Origin of the sequence: Paucibacter soli (assembly GCF_037482845.1) — a bacterium.
Classification (GTDB): domain Bacteria; phylum Pseudomonadota; class Gammaproteobacteria; order Burkholderiales; family Burkholderiaceae_C; genus Paucibacter_B; species Paucibacter_B soli.
In genome coordinates, this window is the sequence record NZ_JBBHJW010000005.1 from 63,780 (window position 1) to 80,216 (window position 16,437).

13 protein-coding genes are annotated in these 16,437 nt (G+C 68.5%); 6 read left to right on the top strand and 7 right to left on the bottom strand.

Annotated elements, in window-relative coordinates:
- Window positions 1-91: 91 nt before the first annotated feature.
- A complete protein-coding gene (gene pdxR / locus WG898_RS11945) occupies window positions 92-1,630 on the bottom strand; it encodes a MocR-like pyridoxine biosynthesis transcription factor PdxR (protein WP_339603021.1) in 1,539 nt (512 codons plus the stop codon).
- Between the two features lie 102 nt (window positions 1,631-1,732).
- Between pdxR and gabT the strand changes: the two genes are divergently transcribed.
- From gabT to WG898_RS11960, 3 genes are all read left to right on the top strand, one after another.
- Complete coding sequence (gene gabT, locus WG898_RS11950) at window positions 1,733-3,028, top strand: 4-aminobutyrate--2-oxoglutarate transaminase (protein WP_339603022.1); 1,296 nt, start codon at window positions 1,733-1,735, stop codon at window positions 3,026-3,028.
- Between the two features lie 5 nt (window positions 3,029-3,033).
- Window positions 3,034-4,485, top strand: a complete 1,452-nt coding sequence (locus tag WG898_RS11955) for an NAD-dependent succinate-semialdehyde dehydrogenase (protein ID WP_339603023.1) — start codon at window positions 3,034-3,036, stop codon at window positions 4,483-4,485.
- 182 nt (window positions 4,486-4,667) lie between these two features.
- Window positions 4,668-5,789 carry an agmatine deiminase family protein gene (locus WG898_RS11960; protein ID WP_339603024.1) on the top strand — a complete coding sequence of 374 codons (1,122 nt, stop codon included), beginning with the start codon at window positions 4,668-4,670 and terminating at the stop codon, window positions 5,787-5,789.
- A gap of 51 nt (window positions 5,790-5,840) precedes the next feature.
- Here WG898_RS11960 and WG898_RS11965 read toward each other — a convergent pair whose 3' ends face one another.
- The 4 genes from WG898_RS11965 to WG898_RS11980 all read right to left on the bottom strand — a co-directional run bounded on the left by WG898_RS11965 (window position 5,841) and on the right by WG898_RS11980 (window position 10,513).
- The gene (locus WG898_RS11965; protein ID WP_339603025.1) at window positions 5,841-7,229 is read right to left on the bottom strand and encodes a DUF3138 family protein; all 1,389 of its coding nucleotides are present in this window, start codon (window positions 7,227-7,229) and stop codon (window positions 5,841-5,843) included.
- Between the two features lie 98 nt (window positions 7,230-7,327).
- Window positions 7,328-8,443 (bottom strand): polyamine ABC transporter substrate-binding protein, encoded by a 1,116-nt coding sequence (locus WG898_RS11970; RefSeq protein WP_339603026.1) that lies wholly within the window; start codon window positions 8,441-8,443, stop codon window positions 7,328-7,330.
- A gap of 46 nt (window positions 8,444-8,489) precedes the next feature.
- Window positions 8,490-9,419, bottom strand: a complete 930-nt coding sequence (aguB, locus tag WG898_RS11975) for an N-carbamoylputrescine amidase (RefSeq protein WP_339603027.1) — start codon at window positions 9,417-9,419, stop codon at window positions 8,490-8,492.
- Window positions 9,420-9,439: 20 nt separating this feature from the next.
- Window positions 9,440-10,513: an agmatine deiminase family protein gene (locus WG898_RS11980; RefSeq protein ID WP_339603028.1), complete on the bottom strand. Its 1,074-nt coding sequence runs from the start codon at window positions 10,511-10,513 to the stop codon at window positions 9,440-9,442.
- 108 nt (window positions 10,514-10,621) lie between these two features.
- Here WG898_RS11980 and WG898_RS11985 point away from each other — a divergent pair, with 108 nt between their 5' ends.
- The 3 genes from WG898_RS11985 to WG898_RS11995 all read left to right on the top strand — a co-directional run bounded on the left by WG898_RS11985 (window position 10,622) and on the right by WG898_RS11995 (window position 13,827).
- On the top strand, window positions 10,622-11,479 hold the full coding sequence (locus tag WG898_RS11985) for a LysR family transcriptional regulator (RefSeq protein WP_339603029.1): 858 nt from the start codon (window positions 10,622-10,624) through the stop codon (window positions 11,477-11,479).
- Between the two features lie 102 nt (window positions 11,480-11,581).
- Window positions 11,582-12,712: an agmatine deiminase family protein gene (locus tag WG898_RS11990; protein ID WP_339603030.1), complete on the top strand. Its 1,131-nt coding sequence runs from the start codon at window positions 11,582-11,584 to the stop codon at window positions 12,710-12,712.
- A gap of 26 nt (window positions 12,713-12,738) precedes the next feature.
- Complete coding sequence (locus WG898_RS11995) at window positions 12,739-13,827, top strand: agmatine deiminase family protein (protein WP_339603031.1); 1,089 nt, start codon at window positions 12,739-12,741, stop codon at window positions 13,825-13,827.
- A gap of 12 nt (window positions 13,828-13,839) precedes the next feature.
- On the opposite strand, the gene WG898_RS12000 is transcribed toward WG898_RS11995, so the two are convergent.
- Together WG898_RS12000 and WG898_RS12005 are read right to left on the bottom strand one after the other, a co-directional pair.
- Complete coding sequence (locus WG898_RS12000; RefSeq protein WP_339603032.1) at window positions 13,840-16,128, bottom strand: ATP-binding protein; 2,289 nt, start codon at window positions 16,126-16,128, stop codon at window positions 13,840-13,842.
- Window positions 16,129-16,153: 25 nt separating this feature from the next.
- Complete coding sequence (locus WG898_RS12005) at window positions 16,154-16,387, bottom strand: DUF2805 domain-containing protein (protein ID WP_285234415.1); 234 nt, start codon at window positions 16,385-16,387, stop codon at window positions 16,154-16,156.
- Window positions 16,388-16,437 lie beyond the last annotated feature (50 nt).

A 16,437-nucleotide genomic window follows, 5' to 3' on the forward strand; every position in this document is an offset into this window, starting at 1 on the left:
GATGGAATCGGATGGAATCGGATGCCTCTTTGAGGCCGTCCATCCGAACGGCATGCCTATGAATCAAGCACTTGGTGAAGCTTGGGGAGGCCTACGGCCCGCCAATTGGCCGCCGCCGGTGGGGCACTGACCGAGCAGCAGCTCGTGTAAGCTCCCGCCGCAGCACCTCCGCCAGCGTGCCGAACGCCGGCGCGATGCGCGCCTCGGGCACGCAGGCATAACCCAGCAAGAGCCCGGGCTGGGCCAGTGCCGGGTCGCTGTAGTAGCTGCTGAGCGCGCGCACCGCGATACCGGCGGCGGCGGCGCTGGCTTCGATGCGGCGATCGTCGCTGCCCGCGGGCAGTTGCAGCACAAGGTGCAGGCCGGCGTTGTCGCCCAGCACCGGCAGGGCGGCGCCGAAGTTGGACTGCACCGCCGCCAGCAGGCATTCGCGCCGCTTGCCGTAGAGCGTGCGCATGCGCCGCACATGGTTGCCCAGATGGCCCTCGCGGATGAAGTCGGCCAGCGTGGCCTGCTGCTGCAGCTGGCCCTCGCGGTAAAGCTCGGCCGAGGCCTTGGCAAAGGGCGCGGCCAGGGCCTTGGGCACCACCAGATAGCCCAGGCGCAGGCCCGGGAACAGGGTCTTGCTGAAGCTGCCCACGTAGAGCACGCGGTCGCCGCCGTCCAGACCCTGCAGGCTGGCGATCGGGCGGGTGCCGAAGCGGAACTCGCTGTCGTAATCGTCCTCCACGATCCAGCTGCCATGTTGGCGGCAATGCTCCAGCAGCTGCTGGCGGCGCGCCAGGCTCATCACCATGCCCAAGGGGTATTGGTGCGAGGGCGTGGCCAGCACCAGGCGCGGTGCCGCGGGTGCCGCGCCCTTGAAGCGGCCCGGCCAGCTCAGGCCCTCGGCGTCCACCGGCTGTGCCAGCGTGCGCAGGCTCAGCGATTGCAGGGTGCTGCGCAGGCCCCAGTAGCAGGGTTCTTCCAGCCAGACCTGGTCGCCCGGGTCGGTGAGCAGGCGCGCCACCAGGTCCACCGCCTGGTGGCTGCCGCTGGTGATGATGATCTGCTCTGCCGTGCATTGCACCGAGCGCGCCACGCGCAAGTGTTCGGCCAGGGCCTCGCGCAGCTCGGGCAGGCCGCCGCCGGGCGCGTAACTGAGGCGTTCGGGCCGGTTGGCCTCGTGCCAGCGCCGGTTGTGCAGGCGCAGCCAGGTGCGCACCGGGAACTCGGTCACGTCCGGCACGCCGGGCATGAAGGCGCCCCATTGGCGCGCCGACACGCCGGCCTGGGCCAGCAGGGCGCTGCCGCGCCTGGAGAGCGCCGGGGCGGCCGGCGCCAGGGCCTTGTGTGCGCCGGCGCGGCCCAGGCCCAGCGGCGGCTCGCGCTCCACCTCGGCCACATAGCTGCCGCTGCCGGCGCGGGTGATCAGGCAACCCTGGGCCAGCAGGTTGTCGTAGGCGTCGATGACGGTGTTGCGCGCCACGCCCAGCTGCTGGGCCAGCCAGCGGGTGGAGGGCAGCTTGCTGCCCGCGGCCAGCTGGCCCTGCAGCACCGCGCGCAGCAGCAGGTCGTGCAGCTGGCGGTTCATGGCGCCCTCGCCATGCAGATGCTGCAGCAGCCAGTCGGCCAGATTGCTGTCCTTCATATGCCCCATGGCTCCGAAAAGTGGCTCTATTAGAAATCACAAACTGGTACTTATGAATTGAACCACTATGGCGCATATTTCGGCATCGTCCAAGGAGCCCCCATGTCCCATTCCGAGCAAGATTCCAAGCACCTGAACAGTGACTGGCAGGCGCGCCGCCTGGCCGCCACGCCGCGCGGCGTGGCCGTGCTGCAAAACTTCTACGCCGAGCGCGCGCTCAACGCCGAGCTCTGGGACGTGGAGGGGCGCCGCTTCATCGACTTCGCCAGCGGCATCGCGGTGCTCAACACCGGCCACCGCCATCCGCGCGTGCAGGCCGCCATCGCGGCGCAGCTGGAGGCCTTCCACCACACCGCCTACCAGGTCGTGCCCTATGCCGGCTATGTGACGCTGGCCGAGCGCATCAATGCCGCCACGCCGGGTGATTGGGCCAAGAAGACCGCCTTCTTCACCACCGGCGCCGAAGCCGTGGAGAACGCCATCAAGATCGCCCGCGCCGCCACCGGCCGCAGCGGCGTGATCGCCTTCGACGGCGCCTTCCATGGCCGCACCATGATGGGCATGGCGCTGACCGGCAAGGTCCAGCCCTACAAGGCGGGCTTCGGCCCCTTCCCGGCCGAGACCTACCACGCTCCCTTCCCGAGCGCGCTGCATGGCGTGAGCGTGGAAGACGCGCTGGCCGGCGTGCAGCGCCTCTTCAAGTCCGACATCGACCCGCAGCGCGTGGCGGCCTTCATCTACGAGCCGGTGCAGGGCGAGGGCGGTTTCAACCCGGCGCCCGAGGCCTTCATCGCCGGCCTGCGCCGCATCGCCGACGAGCATGGCATCCTCCTGATCGCCGACGAGATCCAGACCGGCTTTGCGCGCACCGGCAAGCTTTTTGCCTCGCATCACCACGGCGTGCCGGTGGACCTCATCACCTTCGCCAAGAGCCTGGCCGGTGGCATGCCCCTGGCGGGCGTGTGCGGCCGCGCCGAGCTGATGGACGCGCCCGCCCCCGGCGGCCTGGGCGGCACCTATGCCGGCAACCCGCTGGCGGTGGCCGCCGCGCATGCGGTGCTGGACGTGATTGCCGACGAGGGCCTGTGCGAGCGCGCTGAAGCGCTGGGCCAGCGCCTGCGCAGCTGCCTGGAAGGCCTGCGCGCCAAGGTGCCGCACTTGGCCGAGGTGCGCGGCATTGGCAGCATGCTGGCGGCCGAGTTCTGCAACCCCGCCAGCGGCGCGCCCGATGCCGACTTCACCAAGCGCGTGCAGGCCCTGGCCCTGCAGCGCGGCCTGATGCTGCTGACCTGCGGCAGCTACGGCAATGTGATCCGTTTCCTGCACCCGCTCACCACCCCCGACGCCGTGTTCGACGAGGCGCTCGCCATCCTCTCCGACGCTTTGCTCAAGGCCTGAACCGCATGAACGCCCCCCTGACCACTCTGCAACGCGACCGCGCCCTGCTGGACGGCCGCTGGGTGACGGCCGACGACGGCCGTACCTTTGATGTACACAACCCCGCCAGCGGCGAGCGCCTGGGCCAGGTGCCCCTGATGGGTGCGGCCGAAACCGCGCGCGCGATTGCCGCCGCCGAGCGCGCCTGGGGCCCGTGGCGCCGCCGCCCCGCCAAGGAGCGTGCCGCGCTCTTGCGGCGTTGGCACGAGCTGGTGCTGGCCAACGCCGAGGCGCTGGCCGAGCTGATGACCAAGGAGCAGGGCAAGCCCCTGGCCGAGGCGCGCGGCGAGGTGGCCTATGCCGCCTCCTTCATCGAGTGGTTTGCCGAGGAGGGCAAGCGCCTCTACGGCGAGACCATTCCCAGCCCGCTGGCCGACCGCCGCCTGCTGGTGGTGCGCGAGCCCATCGGCGTGTGCGCCGCCATCACGCCCTGGAACTTCCCGCTCGCCATGATCACCCGCAAGGTGGCGCCGGCGCTCGCGGCCGGCAACCCCATCATCGTCAAGCCGGCCGAGGCCACGCCCTTCTCGGCGCTGGCGCTGGCGGTGCTGGCCGAGCAGGCCGGCCTGCCCGCGGGCCTGCTGCAGGTGCTGACCGGCGACCCCAAGGCGATCGGCGGCGAGCTCACCCGCAACCCCACGGTGCGCAAGCTCAGCTTCACCGGCAGCACCGCGGTGGGGCGCCTGCTCTATGCACAATCGGCCCCCACCATCAAGAAGCTCTCGCTGGAGCTGGGCGGCAACGCGCCCTTCATCGTGTTCGACGATGCCGACCTGGACGCCGCGGTGGAGGGCGCCATGCTCTCCAAGTACCGCAATGCCGGGCAGACCTGCGTGTGCGCGAATCGCATCTATGTGCACGAGCGCGTCTACGAGGCCTTTGCCGACAAGCTCGCCGCGGCGGTGAGCCGGCTGGTGGTGGGCAATGGCCTGGAGGCCGGCGTCCAGCAGGGGCCGCTGATCAACGAGGCGGCGGTGCGCAAGGTCGAGGCCCATATCGCTAACGCCGTGAGTCATGGCGCGCGCGTGCTGGTGGGCGGCGCGCGGCACGAGCGCGGAGGCAACTTCTTCCAGCCCACCGTGCTGGCGGACGTGACGCCTGCGATGGCGGTGGCGCGCGAGGAAACCTTCGGCCCGCTGGCGCCGCTGTTCCGCTTCAGCAGCGACGAGGAAGTGATCGCCCAGGCCAACGACACCGAGTTCGGCCTCGCCAGCTACTTCTACAGCCGCGACATCGGCCGCATCTGGCGCGTTGCCGAGGCGCTGGAATACGGCATGGTGGGCATCAACACCGGCCTGATCTCCAACGAGGTGGCGCCGTTTGGCGGCGTCAAGCAAAGCGGCCTGGGCCGCGAAGGCGCGCGCCAGGGCATCGAGGACTATGTGGTGACCAAGTACATGGCGATGGCCGGGCTCTAGCCAGGGGGCCAGGCGCTGGACGCGGCCGCATCGAATTGCGCCGAACAAACCATTTGTTGCAGCCATGAGCGCGGCCGATGGATGAGTTCAAAACATGTCAGTAGTCAGTGCTGCGCACTTGAATTGGAATGCCGGGGCTGGCCAGACGCAGTCGCCAGCGCCCCTCCAACTCAGGACCCGCGATGACTCATGACGCTTTCGATCCCAAGCCGGCCGCCACGCGCCGCCAGCTCCTGCAACTCGGCGCCGGCCTGCTGGCCGGCTTGCCGCTGGCCGCGCAGGCGGCGGGCACCTTCTTCGTGCCCGACGAGGCCCGCCCGCAAACCCGTGTCTGGATGGGCTGGCCCGCCAGCACCGGCATCTGGGGCAGCGCCCTGCTGCGCAAGGTGCAGGACGACATCGCGCGCCTGGCGCGCACCATCGCCAAGTACGAACCCGTCGTCATGCTGGCCAGCGGCAGCAGCAACGCCGCCAATGCGCGCACCCGCATAGGCGCCACCAACTATCCCGTCACCATACTCAGCCATATCCCGGTGGACGACTGCTGGCTGCGCGACAGCGGCCCGGTGTTCCGCATCAATGGCGCAGGCGGCCTGGACTGCATAGGCCTGAACTTCAACGGCTGGGGCAATCAGCAGACCTGGCGGCGCGACGGCTATGTGGCCGAGCGCATCGCCGCCCACTTGGGCCTGCCCATCACCCATGCCGAGATCGTGGGCGAGGGCGGCGGCGTGATCCATGATGGCGACGGCACCCTGATCGCCAACGAGAGCTGCTGGGTCAATGCGAATCGCAATCCCGGCGTCGCGCGCCCCGACATCGAGGCCGAGCTGCTCTACCTCTACGGCGCCAGCAAGATGATCTGGTGCCCAGGCATCAAGGGCCTGGACATCACCGATGACCATATCGACGCCACCGCCGCCTTCGTGGCTCCGGGCCGCCTGGTGTTGCACAACCCACCCGCCAACGACAGCGGCATCTGGGCCCAGGACGCGCGCCGGGTGCGCAGCATCCTCGCCGCTGCCACCGATGCACGCGGCCGGCACTTCGACATCACCTTGTTGAACCAGCCCACGCGCGGCCGCCTCAGCGGGCCGGATGCCCTGCTCACCTACATCAACTACCTGGTGCTCAACCAGGCGGTCATCACGGTGAATTTTGGCGACACCATCAGCGACTCCGACACTTTTGCCAAGCTCTCGGCCCTCTACCCGGGCCGCACGGTGGAGATGATCAATCTGGACAGCCTCTACACCGGTGGCGGCGGCATCCACTGCGTGACGCAGCAGCAGCCGGTGGTGTAAGCCACGCCTCTGGGCATTTGAGAAAGGCGGCGAGCTGCTGGGATGGTGCGCTCAGAAGCTCATCACCAGCGAGCTGGCCAGCAACTGGTTGTGGTGGCGGAACTGCTGGCTGCGCTGGTTCAGGAACACCGGCAGGTCGGCGCGGTCCAGCCGGTACTCCAGCTTGAGCTGGGTGAAGGCATTGAGCTGGTAGCGGCCGCCCAGCGAGAGCGCCATGCGGTTAGCGCCGCGCTCGGCGTCGCCGCTTGCATCCGGGCCCAGGCCGTTGCGCGCGTCGGCAAAGCTGTAGCCCAGGGTGCCGCCGCCGTTCTTGCGGTTGTTCAGGTAGTCCAGCCTTGCCACCAGCTCCAGGCGCTGGCCCAGCTTGTAGGCCGCCATGCCCGAGAGGCCCCACCAGCGGCTGTCGCGCAACTCGCCGCTGATCGGGTCGGCGCTGATGGCCGCCTTGCGCTGCATGCCAAGGCTGGCCTGACCCGACAGCGTCCAGTCGCCGCGGCTGTAGAAGCCGTCCACCTCGAAGGCATGCACCATGGTGTCGTCGGCCGCATAGGGCTGGCCCGTCACCGGGTTGCCCGCTGGATCGGTGGCACGCCAGTTGGCGAGCTTGCCATGCACCCCGGCGAAGCCCCAGCCATTGAATTCGCGCTTGTAGTCGTAGAAGTCCACGCGGTAGGCCAGGGCCGGGGTCTTCTGGCCATTGTTCTTGCGCGAGCTGTTCACATTGGCCAGCAGGGCCTTGAACAACCAGGGGTTGCGCTGCAACTCGACGCCGGCACCGGTGTAGACGGCGGGCAGGGTGAAGTCGAACAAGAGGTTGTGCGTGACCAGGCGGTTCTGGTTGGCCTGCATGATTTCGTGGCCCGACCAGTCGGGGATCTGGCCGCCGATCAGGCGGGTCTGCAGATCGTCCAGCGGCAGCGAGAAGCTGGCCTCGTGAATGATGGACTGGCCATCGATGGCCACGCCACCGCCGCCGCGATTCGGCGCCAGCGTCAGGCGCAGCTTGGAGCCGCCTTCGAACTCCTTCTGGAAGTCCAGCATGGCCATGCCGAAGGCGCCGTTGTCATAAGCGTACTCGCCGTTCTGCGAGGAATTCAGGAACTGGAAGCCGCTGCGGTTCTGGCCCTGGCTGTAGACGAAGCTGGGGTCGATCAGGCCGCTGATCTTCAGGCCCTTGTAGCCCAGGGTTTCCTGGGCTTCTTCCAGCGCCTCGCTGCGCACGGTGGTGCGGCTGAGCTGGCGCTGCTGCTCGGGCGTCAGGCCGGGGGCCTCAGCCTGCTTGGCCTGCAACTCCTGCAGCTGGGCCTGCATCGCGGCCATGGCCTGCTGCATGGCCTGCAGCTGGGCGGCCAGTTCGGCGGCGCTCTGGGCCTGGGCCGGTGCACCGAACATCAGGGCCAGCAGGGGTGCCAGCGCAAAGGGAATCGAGTTCATCTTCATGGCTATGCCTCTCGGACAGGAGTGAGGTGGGCAAGGCTGCGCCCTGCCCGCCCGGCATGGCGCCGGGCGGGATGAGGAGCGACCCAGGAATGTTGGGCTTAGAGGCCCGACTTGAAGGCGGTGTAGGCGCGCGACATCATGCGGCGCAGCTCGTTGTTGACGGCACCCTGCACGCCCATGCGCGCAATCTCGGCGTCAGTTGGGAAGACCGAGGGGTTGCTGGCGATCTCGGGGCGCACATGCTTGCGCGCCTCGCGATTCGGGTTGGCGTAGAAGAGTTTGTTGCTTAGCGAGGCATGCACCTCGGGGCGCAGGATGTAGTTGATGAATTTGTGCGCATTCGCGGCATGCGGTGCGTCGGCCGGTATCACCATGGTGTCGAAGAACAGGATGCCGCCGCTCTTGGGCATGGGCGCCTCGATGCGCTGACCGCTCTTGGCGTCAAGGGCGCGCTGGCGGGCATTGTTGAGGTCGCCCGACCAGCCCATGGCCACGCAGACCGAGCCCGACACCAGGTCGTTCAGATAGCCCGAGGAGCTGAACAGCGTGATGTGGGGACGCACCGCATGCAGCAGCTCGGTGGCGGCGGCATAGTCGCCGGGGCGCGTGGTGTTGAGCGGCTTGCCCAGGTAGTGGAAGACGGCCGGCAGCACCTCGGAGGCCGAGTCCAGATAGGACACACCGCAGTTCTTCAGGCGCGCCACATACTCGGGCTTGAACAGCAGGTCCCAGCTGTTCTCGGGCATGGGCAGGTCCTTGAGCGCGGCCTTCACCTTGTCGACGTTGTAGCCCACCGTGGTGTAGCCCCACAACCAGGTCACCATGTACTGGTTGCCCGGGTCCAGCTTGGCCACCTGGGCCTGCAGGCCAGGATCCAGGTTCTTGAGGTTGGGCAGCAGGGCCTTGTCCAGGGGCTGGAGCAGGCCGCCATCGGCCTGCATCTTGGCCCAGCCGGTCGAGGACATCACGATGTCGTAGCCGGTGCGGCCGGCCACCAGCTTGGTGTGCAGGATCTCGCTGCTGTCGAAGGTGTCGTAGCGCACCTTGATGCCGGTTTCCTTTTCGAAGTTGGCAATCGTGTCGTCGGCGATATAGGACGACCAGTTGTAGAAGTTCAGCACCTGCTCTTCGGCCCGGGCGTTTGGCAGCAAGGCCGCCAGGCTCAAGCCGAGCAGGGCTGTGCGCCAGCACGAGCGTTGCATGGTTCGTTTCATGTGGTCTCCTGTACCGTTTTTCTTGACGCTGATGGAAGGTGGGAATTCAAGCGGCCGAGCGCAAATCGGGGCGGACATGCCGGCCGTCGCTGCTGAGCAGGGTCTTGTACATATCGGGCCGGCGGTCGCGGAAGAAGCCGAAGCTCTGGCGGTCTTGCCTGATGACCTCCAGATCGAAGCGCTGCAGCAGGATGGTTTCATCGGTCCGATTCGCCTCGGCCAGCTTGGCGCCGGTATGGTCGGCGATGAAGCTGCTGCCGTAGAAGTTGCCGGTCAGGCCCTGCTGGCGCTCGTTGCCATTGCCCAGGCCGGTTTCGCTGCCGATGCGGTTGGCGGCCACCACCGGCACCATATTCGCCGCCGCATGGCCCTGCATGGTGCGCTGCCAATGGCCGGCGGTGTCCATCTCGGCGCTGTGCGGCTCGGAGCCGATGATGGTGGGGAAGCACAGCAGCTCGGCGCCCATCAAGGCCATGCTGCGCGCCGTCTCGGGATACCACTGGTCCCAGCAGATGGCCACGCCGATGCGGCCGAAGCGGGTGTCCCAGACCTTGAAGCCGGTGTCGCCGGGGGTGAAGTAGAACTTCTCGGTATAGCCCGGCCCATCGGGGATATGGGTCTTGCGGTAGACGCCCAGCACGCGGCCGTCGGCGTCGGCCACCGCGATGGAGTTGTAGGCGGCGTTGCCGGCGCGTTCGAAAAAGCCTATCGGCAGCACGATGCCCAGCTCGCCCGCCAGGCGCGCAAAGTGGGCGATGCGGCTGTTGCCCTCGAAGGGCTCGGCCAGGTCCAGGTGGCGCCAATTCTGGTCCAGGCAGAAGTAGGGCATCATGAACAGCTCGGGGCATAGCACCAGATTGGCGCCCTGCGCGGCGGCCTGGCGTATCAGGCGTTCGGCGCGCGCCATATTGCGCTGGAAGTCCCAGTCGCCCGAGGCCATTTGCACGGCGGCGACGGTGATGGTGCGAGAACTCATGGCGTGCAGCTCCTTGTGTTTCAGCCGGGCAAGCGGCACACCGCCAGGCGGTTGCCCAGCATGGGTTGCTGTTGGGTCGAGCAATGGGTGGCGCCGCCGCCCAGCGAGATCGCGCCGATGGGCAGCAACTCGACGCGGCGATCCGGGAAGGCCTGGGCAAACACCTGGCGCGCCAGCTCGTCCTGCGCCACGTTGAAGGCGGTGGAGATCACCGCGCCGTTGACCAGGATGTAGTTGGCGTAGATGTCGCAGAAGCGCGCACTGCCGTAGTTATGTGCACCGCGCGGCACTGGCAGATCCAGGATCTCGAAGCGGCGGCCGTGCGCATCGGTGGCCAGCTCCAGCGCGCGCCGGTTCTCCTGCATGGCGCGGTAATAGTCGCCCTGGTCCGGGTCGGCGGCATTGAAGAGGATGCGCGCCGGCGCGGTGAAGGAAGCGATGCCGTCCACATGGCCGTCGGTCTCCACCTCGGCCGGGTTGCCGGGCAGCCAGATGATCTTTTCCACCCCCAGCATGCGGCGCAGCTCGGCCTCGATGTCGGCGCGCGTCATGCCGGGGTTGCGATTGGGATGCAGCAGGCAGCTCTCGGTGGTCAGCAGCGTGCCCTGGCCGTCCACATAGAAGGAGCCGCCCTCCAGCACCATCTCGGACTGCACCAGGGGCACCTGGGCCAGCGCCGCGATATCGGCGGCCGCGCGCTGGCAGCCCTCGTAGGGCCGGTATTTCTCGCCCCAGGCGTTGAAGCGAAAACCCACCGCCCGCTGCGTGACCTGGTTCTCGTCCACCAGAAAGATAGGGCCGCAGTCGCGCAGCCAGTTGTCCTCCACCGCCATGGCCACCACGCTGACCTGTGGGCCGCACAGCTCGCGCGCCTTGGCCGCGAGCGGGGCGTGGGCGGCGACGATGCAGCGCTGGTAGCCGGCGATGGTGCGCGCCAGCAGGCCAAAGGCGCGGCAGACGGCGTCGTAATGCTCGCCCCACAGCTCTTCGCGCTTGCTCAGCACCGGCCAGCCCAGCCAGGTGGCGGCCATGGGTTCCCATTCGGCGGGCATGCGCAGGCCGGCGCGGCGGCAGTCGAAGTCGTTCAGGTTCAAAGCTTGTGCCTCATGACGGTTGGCGTGTGGGGTATGAGGGTTACTTTGATTTGAATTTGATGAATGGAAAAGCGACATTTATTGGGTCAACTGATCTGCTGGGCTCATATGTCATACGCCAGACTCCCTTCCTTCAAGTTCCTGCTTGGTTTTGAGGCGGCCGCCCGCCTGGGCAACTACTCGCGGGCGGCGGACGAGTTGTGCGTCTCGCAGTCGGCCATCAGCCACCAGATCTCGCAGCTGGAAGAACAGGTCGGCCAGCCGCTGTTCCGCCGCAAGGGCAGGGGGGTGGAGCTCACCGTGGCGGGCCGCCTGCTGCTGGACAGCGTGAGCAAGTCGCTAGAGCAGCTGCGTGGCGGGCTGGCGCGTATCGAGACCTATCTGGACGAGAACCTGGTGACCCTGGTGTGCCCGGCGCCCATCGCCCAGGGCTGGCTGCAGCCGCGCGTGGAGCAGCTGCTGCAGGAGCATGCGCTGCTCTGCCCCATCATCTCCATCGACGAAACGGCACGCTATATCGACGAGATGGACGTGGACATCGCCATCACCCATGAGCCGCTCAAGCAGCAGGGCGTGTTCGAGGTGCCCCTGCTCAGCGATGAGCTGGTGGCCGTGTGCAGCCCCGAGATAACCCAGAACATCAGCGGCCTGCTGTGCCTGGAGGGCGACCTCACCAGCGACCGCATCGGACCCTTCATCCGCGAGCATTTCAGCGATCTGCGCAAGCTGGCCATCTACGACGATGCCCGCCTGGTGCTGGACGCCGCCTTGCGTGGCCGCGGCCTGGCCCTGGTGTCGCGCCTGCTGGCCGACGATGGCTTGCGCAGCGGGCGCCTCAAGCGTCTGGCCCCCTACCCCTCGCTGCCCTTGGGCACGGTGTGGATTTCACGCGCCGAGGGCGAACCGCGCCTGCCCCTGGTGCGTGGTGTGTTCGACAGCCTGCTGCGCTACTCGCAGGCAGACTGACACCGACATGAGCCAGTTCGATCGGTAAGCCCAAAACAAATCAGTTATGCGAATGGGTTACATCCGCAAGAATGCGAATCCCTGGTAGTAACCCTGATTCACATGAACACAAGACGCGCCCTGCTGGGCTTGGGCAGCCTCGGGCTGATGAGCGGATTCCTGAGCGCCTGCGGCGGTGGTGGTGGCGATGACAGCGCGCCCGCGCCGAGCCCCGCCCCCGCCCCCGCTCCCAGCGCCTGGCGCATGCCCGACGAGGGCGAGCCGCATTGCGCCACCTGGATGGCGTTTGCCGCCAGCGAGGCCGTCTGGGGCGCCGAGCTGCGCCGTCCGGTGCAGCAGGCGCTGGCACGCATTGCCAATGCCATCGCCGCCTTCGAGCCGGTGAAGATGCTGGTCGGCGCCGCGGACATGGCGGCGGCGCGCGAACTCTGCGGGCCGGCGGTGCAGCTGATCGAGCATGAGATCGACGACCTCTGGATGCGCGACAGCGGCTGTGTCTTCGTCAAGAACGGCCGCGGCGAACGCGCCGCCGTGAACTTCAACTTCAACGGCTGGGGCAGGAAGCAGGGCCATGCCCGCGACGCCACCGTGGCCGCCCGCATGGCTGCGCTGGCCGGTGTGCCGCTGCTGGGCAGCAGCCTGGTGCTGGAGGGCGGCGGCATCGAGGTGGACGGCCAGGGCACGGCCATCATCACCGAGAGCTGCGTGCTCAATGACAATCGCAACCCCGGCGTCAGCAAGGCCCAGGCCGAGGCCGAACTCAAGCGCCTGCTGGGGCTGGAGAAAATCATCTGGCTGCCCGGTGTTGCCGGCAAGGACATCACCGACGGCCACACCGATTTCTATGCCCGCTTCCTCAAGCCCGGCGTGGTGGTGGCCGCGCTGGAGCGCGACAGCGCCTCCTTCGACTACCCGGTGACGCGCCGCCACCTGGAGCTGCTGCGCGCCGCCACCGATGCGCAGGGTCGCGCGCTGCAAATCGTGACGCTGGAAACCCCCAGCCAGGTGAGGCCCGCCTTTGCGCGCAAGGACTTTGCCGCCGGCTATGTGAACTTTCTGCTCACCGACAAGGCGCTGTTCCTGCCCGAGTTTGGCGACGCCGCCGCCGACCGCGCCGCCCGCATGGCCCTGGCGGCCCAGCTGCCCGGCCACCAGATCGTGCAGCTCGACATCGACGCGATTGCCGCCGGCGGCGGCGGCATCCACTGCACCACCCAGCAAGAGCCGGCATAGACTGCATCCACCTCCAGGAGCCACCCATGAGCCCCTTGTTCTCACGCCGCCGCCTCATGCAGGCCATGAGCCTGGCGCCCCTGGCCGGCCTGCCGACAGCCGCCCGGGCCGCCGAGGGCTGGCATATGCCCGACGAGGCCGAGCCGCACGCCGCCACCTGGATGTCCTTCGGCCCCAGCGAGGAGGTCTGGGGCCAGCGCCTGTTGCGCCCGGTGCAGCAGCATCTGGCCGGCATCGCACGCGCCATCGCGGCCTTTGAGCCGGTGCATATGCTGGTGCGCGAGGAGCAGGTCGAGCTGGCCGCGCGCCTGTGCGGCAACAAGGTCAGGCTCGAAGTGCAGCCGGTCGATGACCTGTGGATGCGCGACACCGGCCCGGTGTTCGTGAAGAACGCCGCTGGCGGGCACGCCGGGGTGGACTTCAACTTCAACGGCTGGGGCGGCAAGCAGGCCCATGCGCAAGACGCCGAGGTGGCCGAGTTCGTGTGCGAGCAGACCGGCGTGCCACGGCTCAGCGCCGAGCTGGTGCTGGAAGGCGGCGGCATCGAAGTCGATGGCCAGGGCACGGCCATCATCACCGAGAGCTGCGTGCTCAACCGCAATCGCAACCCGGGCCTGACGAAGGCGGCCTGCGAGGCCGAACTCAAGCGACTGCTGGGTCTGGAGAAAATCCTCTGGCTGCCCGGCATTGCCGGCAAGGACATCACCGACGGCCACACCGATTTCTATGCCCGTTTTTGCTCGCCGGGGGTGGTGGTGGCCGGCCTGGACGAGGACCCCAAGTCCTACGACCACGCCGTCACCCAGCGCCATCTGGAGATCCTGCGCCAGGCCAGCGATGCACGCGGACGCAAGTTGCGCGTGCTGGTGCTCAAGGGGCCGGAGCGCGTGCGCCCCGAGCTCGAGTCGCCCGAGTTCGCGGCCGGCTACATCAACTTCTATGTCTGCAATGGCGCGGTGATCGCGCCCCAGTTCGGCGATGCGCGTGCCGACGCCAACTGCAGCTCGGTGCTGCGCGAGCTATTCCCCGGGCGCGAGCTGGTGCAGCTGAACATCGACGCCATCGCCGCCGGTGGCGGCGGCATTCACTGCACCACGCAGCAGCAGCCGCGTTGAGCCGCGCCCGCCCTATTCCGCCAACTCGGGCGCGCGCAAGGGCAGCAGCACCGTCACGCATGTGCCCTGGCCGGGCTGCGAGCTCACGCTCACCGAGCCGCCCAGGGTCTTGCTGCTGAGCGTCTGCACGATCGCCATGCCCAGGCCCGTGCCGCCCTTGCCGATCTTGGTGCTGAAGAAGGGCAGGAAGATCTTGTCGAGCGCCTCCTGGCTCATGCCGCGGCCGTTGTCGCGGAACTCGATGCGCACCTTGTCGCCCTCCTGGCGGGCCTGGATGCGCAGCTCGCCGGCCTGGCCCTCCTCGAAGGCATGCAGGTAGGCGTTGTTGATGAGGTTGATCGCCACCTGGCCCAGCGGCCCCGGATAACTGTCCATCGCTATGCCCGCCGGGATGTCGAGCAGCAGACGCTGCGGGCGCCGCTTCAGCGTCGGGGTGAGGGTGCCGACGATCTCCTGGATCAGCTCGTGCAGGTCGAAGTGGCGGCGCTGCTCGCTCGCCTGGTCAGCCGTCACCTGGCGGAAGCCGCTCAGCAGTTCCACCGCACGCTGCAGATTGCGCAGCACCAGCTGGCTGCCGCTGCGCACCTGCTCGACGAAGTGCTGCAACTCGCTGCGGCGCAACCCACCGGCGGCGATGCGCCGCTCGAACTCCACCGCCTGGGCCGACAGGGTGCTGCTGGCGATCAGGCCGTTGCTCATCGGCGTGCTGAGCTCGTGCGAAACGCCCGCCACCATGGTGCTGAGGGTGGCGCGCGCCTCGGTGCGCGACAACGCCTCCTGCACCTCGCAGAGCTTCTCCATGGTGGCTTCCAGCTGGGCGCTGCGTTCGCGCACGCGCTGCTCCAGGGTGTTGTTGAGCTCCAGGATGCGCGCCTCGGCCTGCTTGCGTGTGTTGACCTCCATCATCATGCCGACGATCTGCAGCGGTTTGCCGGCGCGGTCGCGTCGGATCACCTTGCCGCGCGTGGCCACCCAGGTCCAGCCCTCGGTGCCATGACGGTGCCGGTATTCGACCTCGTAATGGTCGGTCTCGCCGCGCAGATGCGCGCGCAGCACAGCATCGACGGCGGCGATATCGTCCGGGTGGCAATCCTGCTTCCAGTGGTAGTCCGGCCCGGGTTGCCAGTCGCTCGGACCGTGGCCGGCAATTTCCCGCCAGCGCTCGCTCACTGCGGCCTTGCGGGTCTCGAAGGAGTAGTCCCAGGTGCCGACGCCGGTGGCGGCGATGATGTTCTGCAGGCGTTCGCTCTCGCTGAGCAGGCGGCTCTGCGCCTGGGCCGCCGCGCGGCTGCGCCGCTGCGCCCACCAGAGGCTGGCGCTCAGCAGCAGGGTGGCGGCCAGGCCGGCCGCGAGCACCAGGCTCGCCACCTGCGGCGGCGCACCGGCGATGAAGCCGGGTCGAGGCTGCAGGCGCACGTTCCAGGTGCGCCCCGCCACTTCCACCGCATGTGCCTCGGCCAGCGGGCCGATGTCGGCATTGCCATGCACATAGATGGGCGGCTTGTCGGGCTGGTCCGCCGCATGCACCAGCAGGTCCAGCTGCAGGCGCTCGGCCAGCTGGGCGGCGCGCCGGAACAGACTGGGCAGCTCGATCACGCCGGCCAGGTAGCCGATCGCGCTGGGGTGCTCGCCTGGCGCGCCCCGGGCATAGACCGGCGCGGTGATGGCAAAGCCCGTCACTGGCCGGGCGTCGGGCCGGCGATGGATCACCGTGAAGGTGAGCGAGGCCACCGGCCGGCCGCTGGCGCGCGCCTCCAGCTTGGAGGCCATGCGCAGGGCATCGAAGGCCAGGTCCAGGCCGATGGGCGAGGCATTTTCGGGCCAGCCGAACAGCACCGGCACATGTTCGGGGCGCGCGCGCACCGGCACCCAGCTGTCGGGCGTCGGGCCGGGTTCGATCACGCGGTAGTCGGCCAGGCCCAGGGCGCGCGCCTGCGCCTCGAACTGCGCCAGCCGCGCGTGTGGCACGATGGGTTGCCACTCCAGCAGCATCAGCCCGGGCAGGCCCTCGGCGAGCTTGGCGGCATAGCGGTTGAAGGTCTCGCGCTGCAGCGTCGGCTGCTGCGACTCCAGCATCAGGCCGGCGCCACGCACCGCCTCGACGGTGCGCGCCAGGTCTTGCGTGAACGAGTCCACCACCTGGCGCGCCGCGGCGCTGCGCAATTCCTTGAAGCGCAGCCGCTCGGCATCGCCGACGGCGGCATAGCCCAGCAGGCTGGCGATGCCACCCACGGCCAGGGTCAGCGCGACCAGCAGGGCGTCGCGCTTGCGCTCGAGTCGGTGCGGCCAGCTGGCGGGCATGGCAGACGTCGCTGTCCAGCCTTGCCTAACGTCCGTGCGGCCACTGGGCCTTCTTGGTGGGCGCCTTCACGCCCTTGCCCTGGGCGGCCCAGAGCTTGTAGGCGCTGGACGTGAGCTCGCGCTTCATCAGCTGCACCAACTCGCCTTGGCCGAGGCCATGCTCCATCAGCACCTTGTTGTAGGGCGGACGGTCGGTGAACGCGGTGGCGATGATGCGCTGGATCTCGTCCGGGCTGAGGCGGGGTATGGGCTTGGCCATCAGGGATGTCCTTCGAGGCGGGCGGGGGCACGGGGGTCTTGCATGACCCG

Coding starts and splice junctions, on each gene's coding strand:
- pdxR (WP_339603021.1), bottom strand. CDS start 1,630: ATGAAGGACAGCAATCTGGCCGACTGGCTGCTGCAGCATCTGCATGGC.
- gabT (WP_339603022.1), top strand. CDS start 1,733: ATGTCCCATTCCGAGCAAGATTCCAAGCACCTGAACAGTGACTGGCAG.
- WG898_RS11955 (WP_339603023.1), top strand. CDS start 3,034: ATGAACGCCCCCCTGACCACTCTGCAACGCGACCGCGCCCTGCTGGAC.
- WG898_RS11960 (WP_339603024.1), top strand. CDS start 4,668: ATGACTCATGACGCTTTCGATCCCAAGCCGGCCGCCACGCGCCGCCAG.
- WG898_RS11965 (WP_339603025.1), bottom strand. CDS start 7,229: ATGAAGATGAACTCGATTCCCTTTGCGCTGGCACCCCTGCTGGCCCTG.
- WG898_RS11970 (WP_339603026.1), bottom strand. CDS start 8,443: ATGAAACGAACCATGCAACGCTCGTGCTGGCGCACAGCCCTGCTCGGC.
- aguB (WP_339603027.1), bottom strand. CDS start 9,419: ATGAGTTCTCGCACCATCACCGTCGCCGCCGTGCAAATGGCCTCGGGC.
- WG898_RS11985 (WP_339603029.1), top strand. CDS start 10,622: ATGTCATACGCCAGACTCCCTTCCTTCAAGTTCCTGCTTGGTTTTGAG.
- WG898_RS11990 (WP_339603030.1), top strand. CDS start 11,582: ATGAACACAAGACGCGCCCTGCTGGGCTTGGGCAGCCTCGGGCTGATG.
- WG898_RS11995 (WP_339603031.1), top strand. CDS start 12,739: ATGAGCCCCTTGTTCTCACGCCGCCGCCTCATGCAGGCCATGAGCCTG.
- WG898_RS12000 (WP_339603032.1), bottom strand. CDS start 16,128: ATGCCCGCCAGCTGGCCGCACCGACTCGAGCGCAAGCGCGACGCCCTG.
- WG898_RS12005 (WP_285234415.1), bottom strand. CDS start 16,387: ATGGCCAAGCCCATACCCCGCCTCAGCCCGGACGAGATCCAGCGCATC.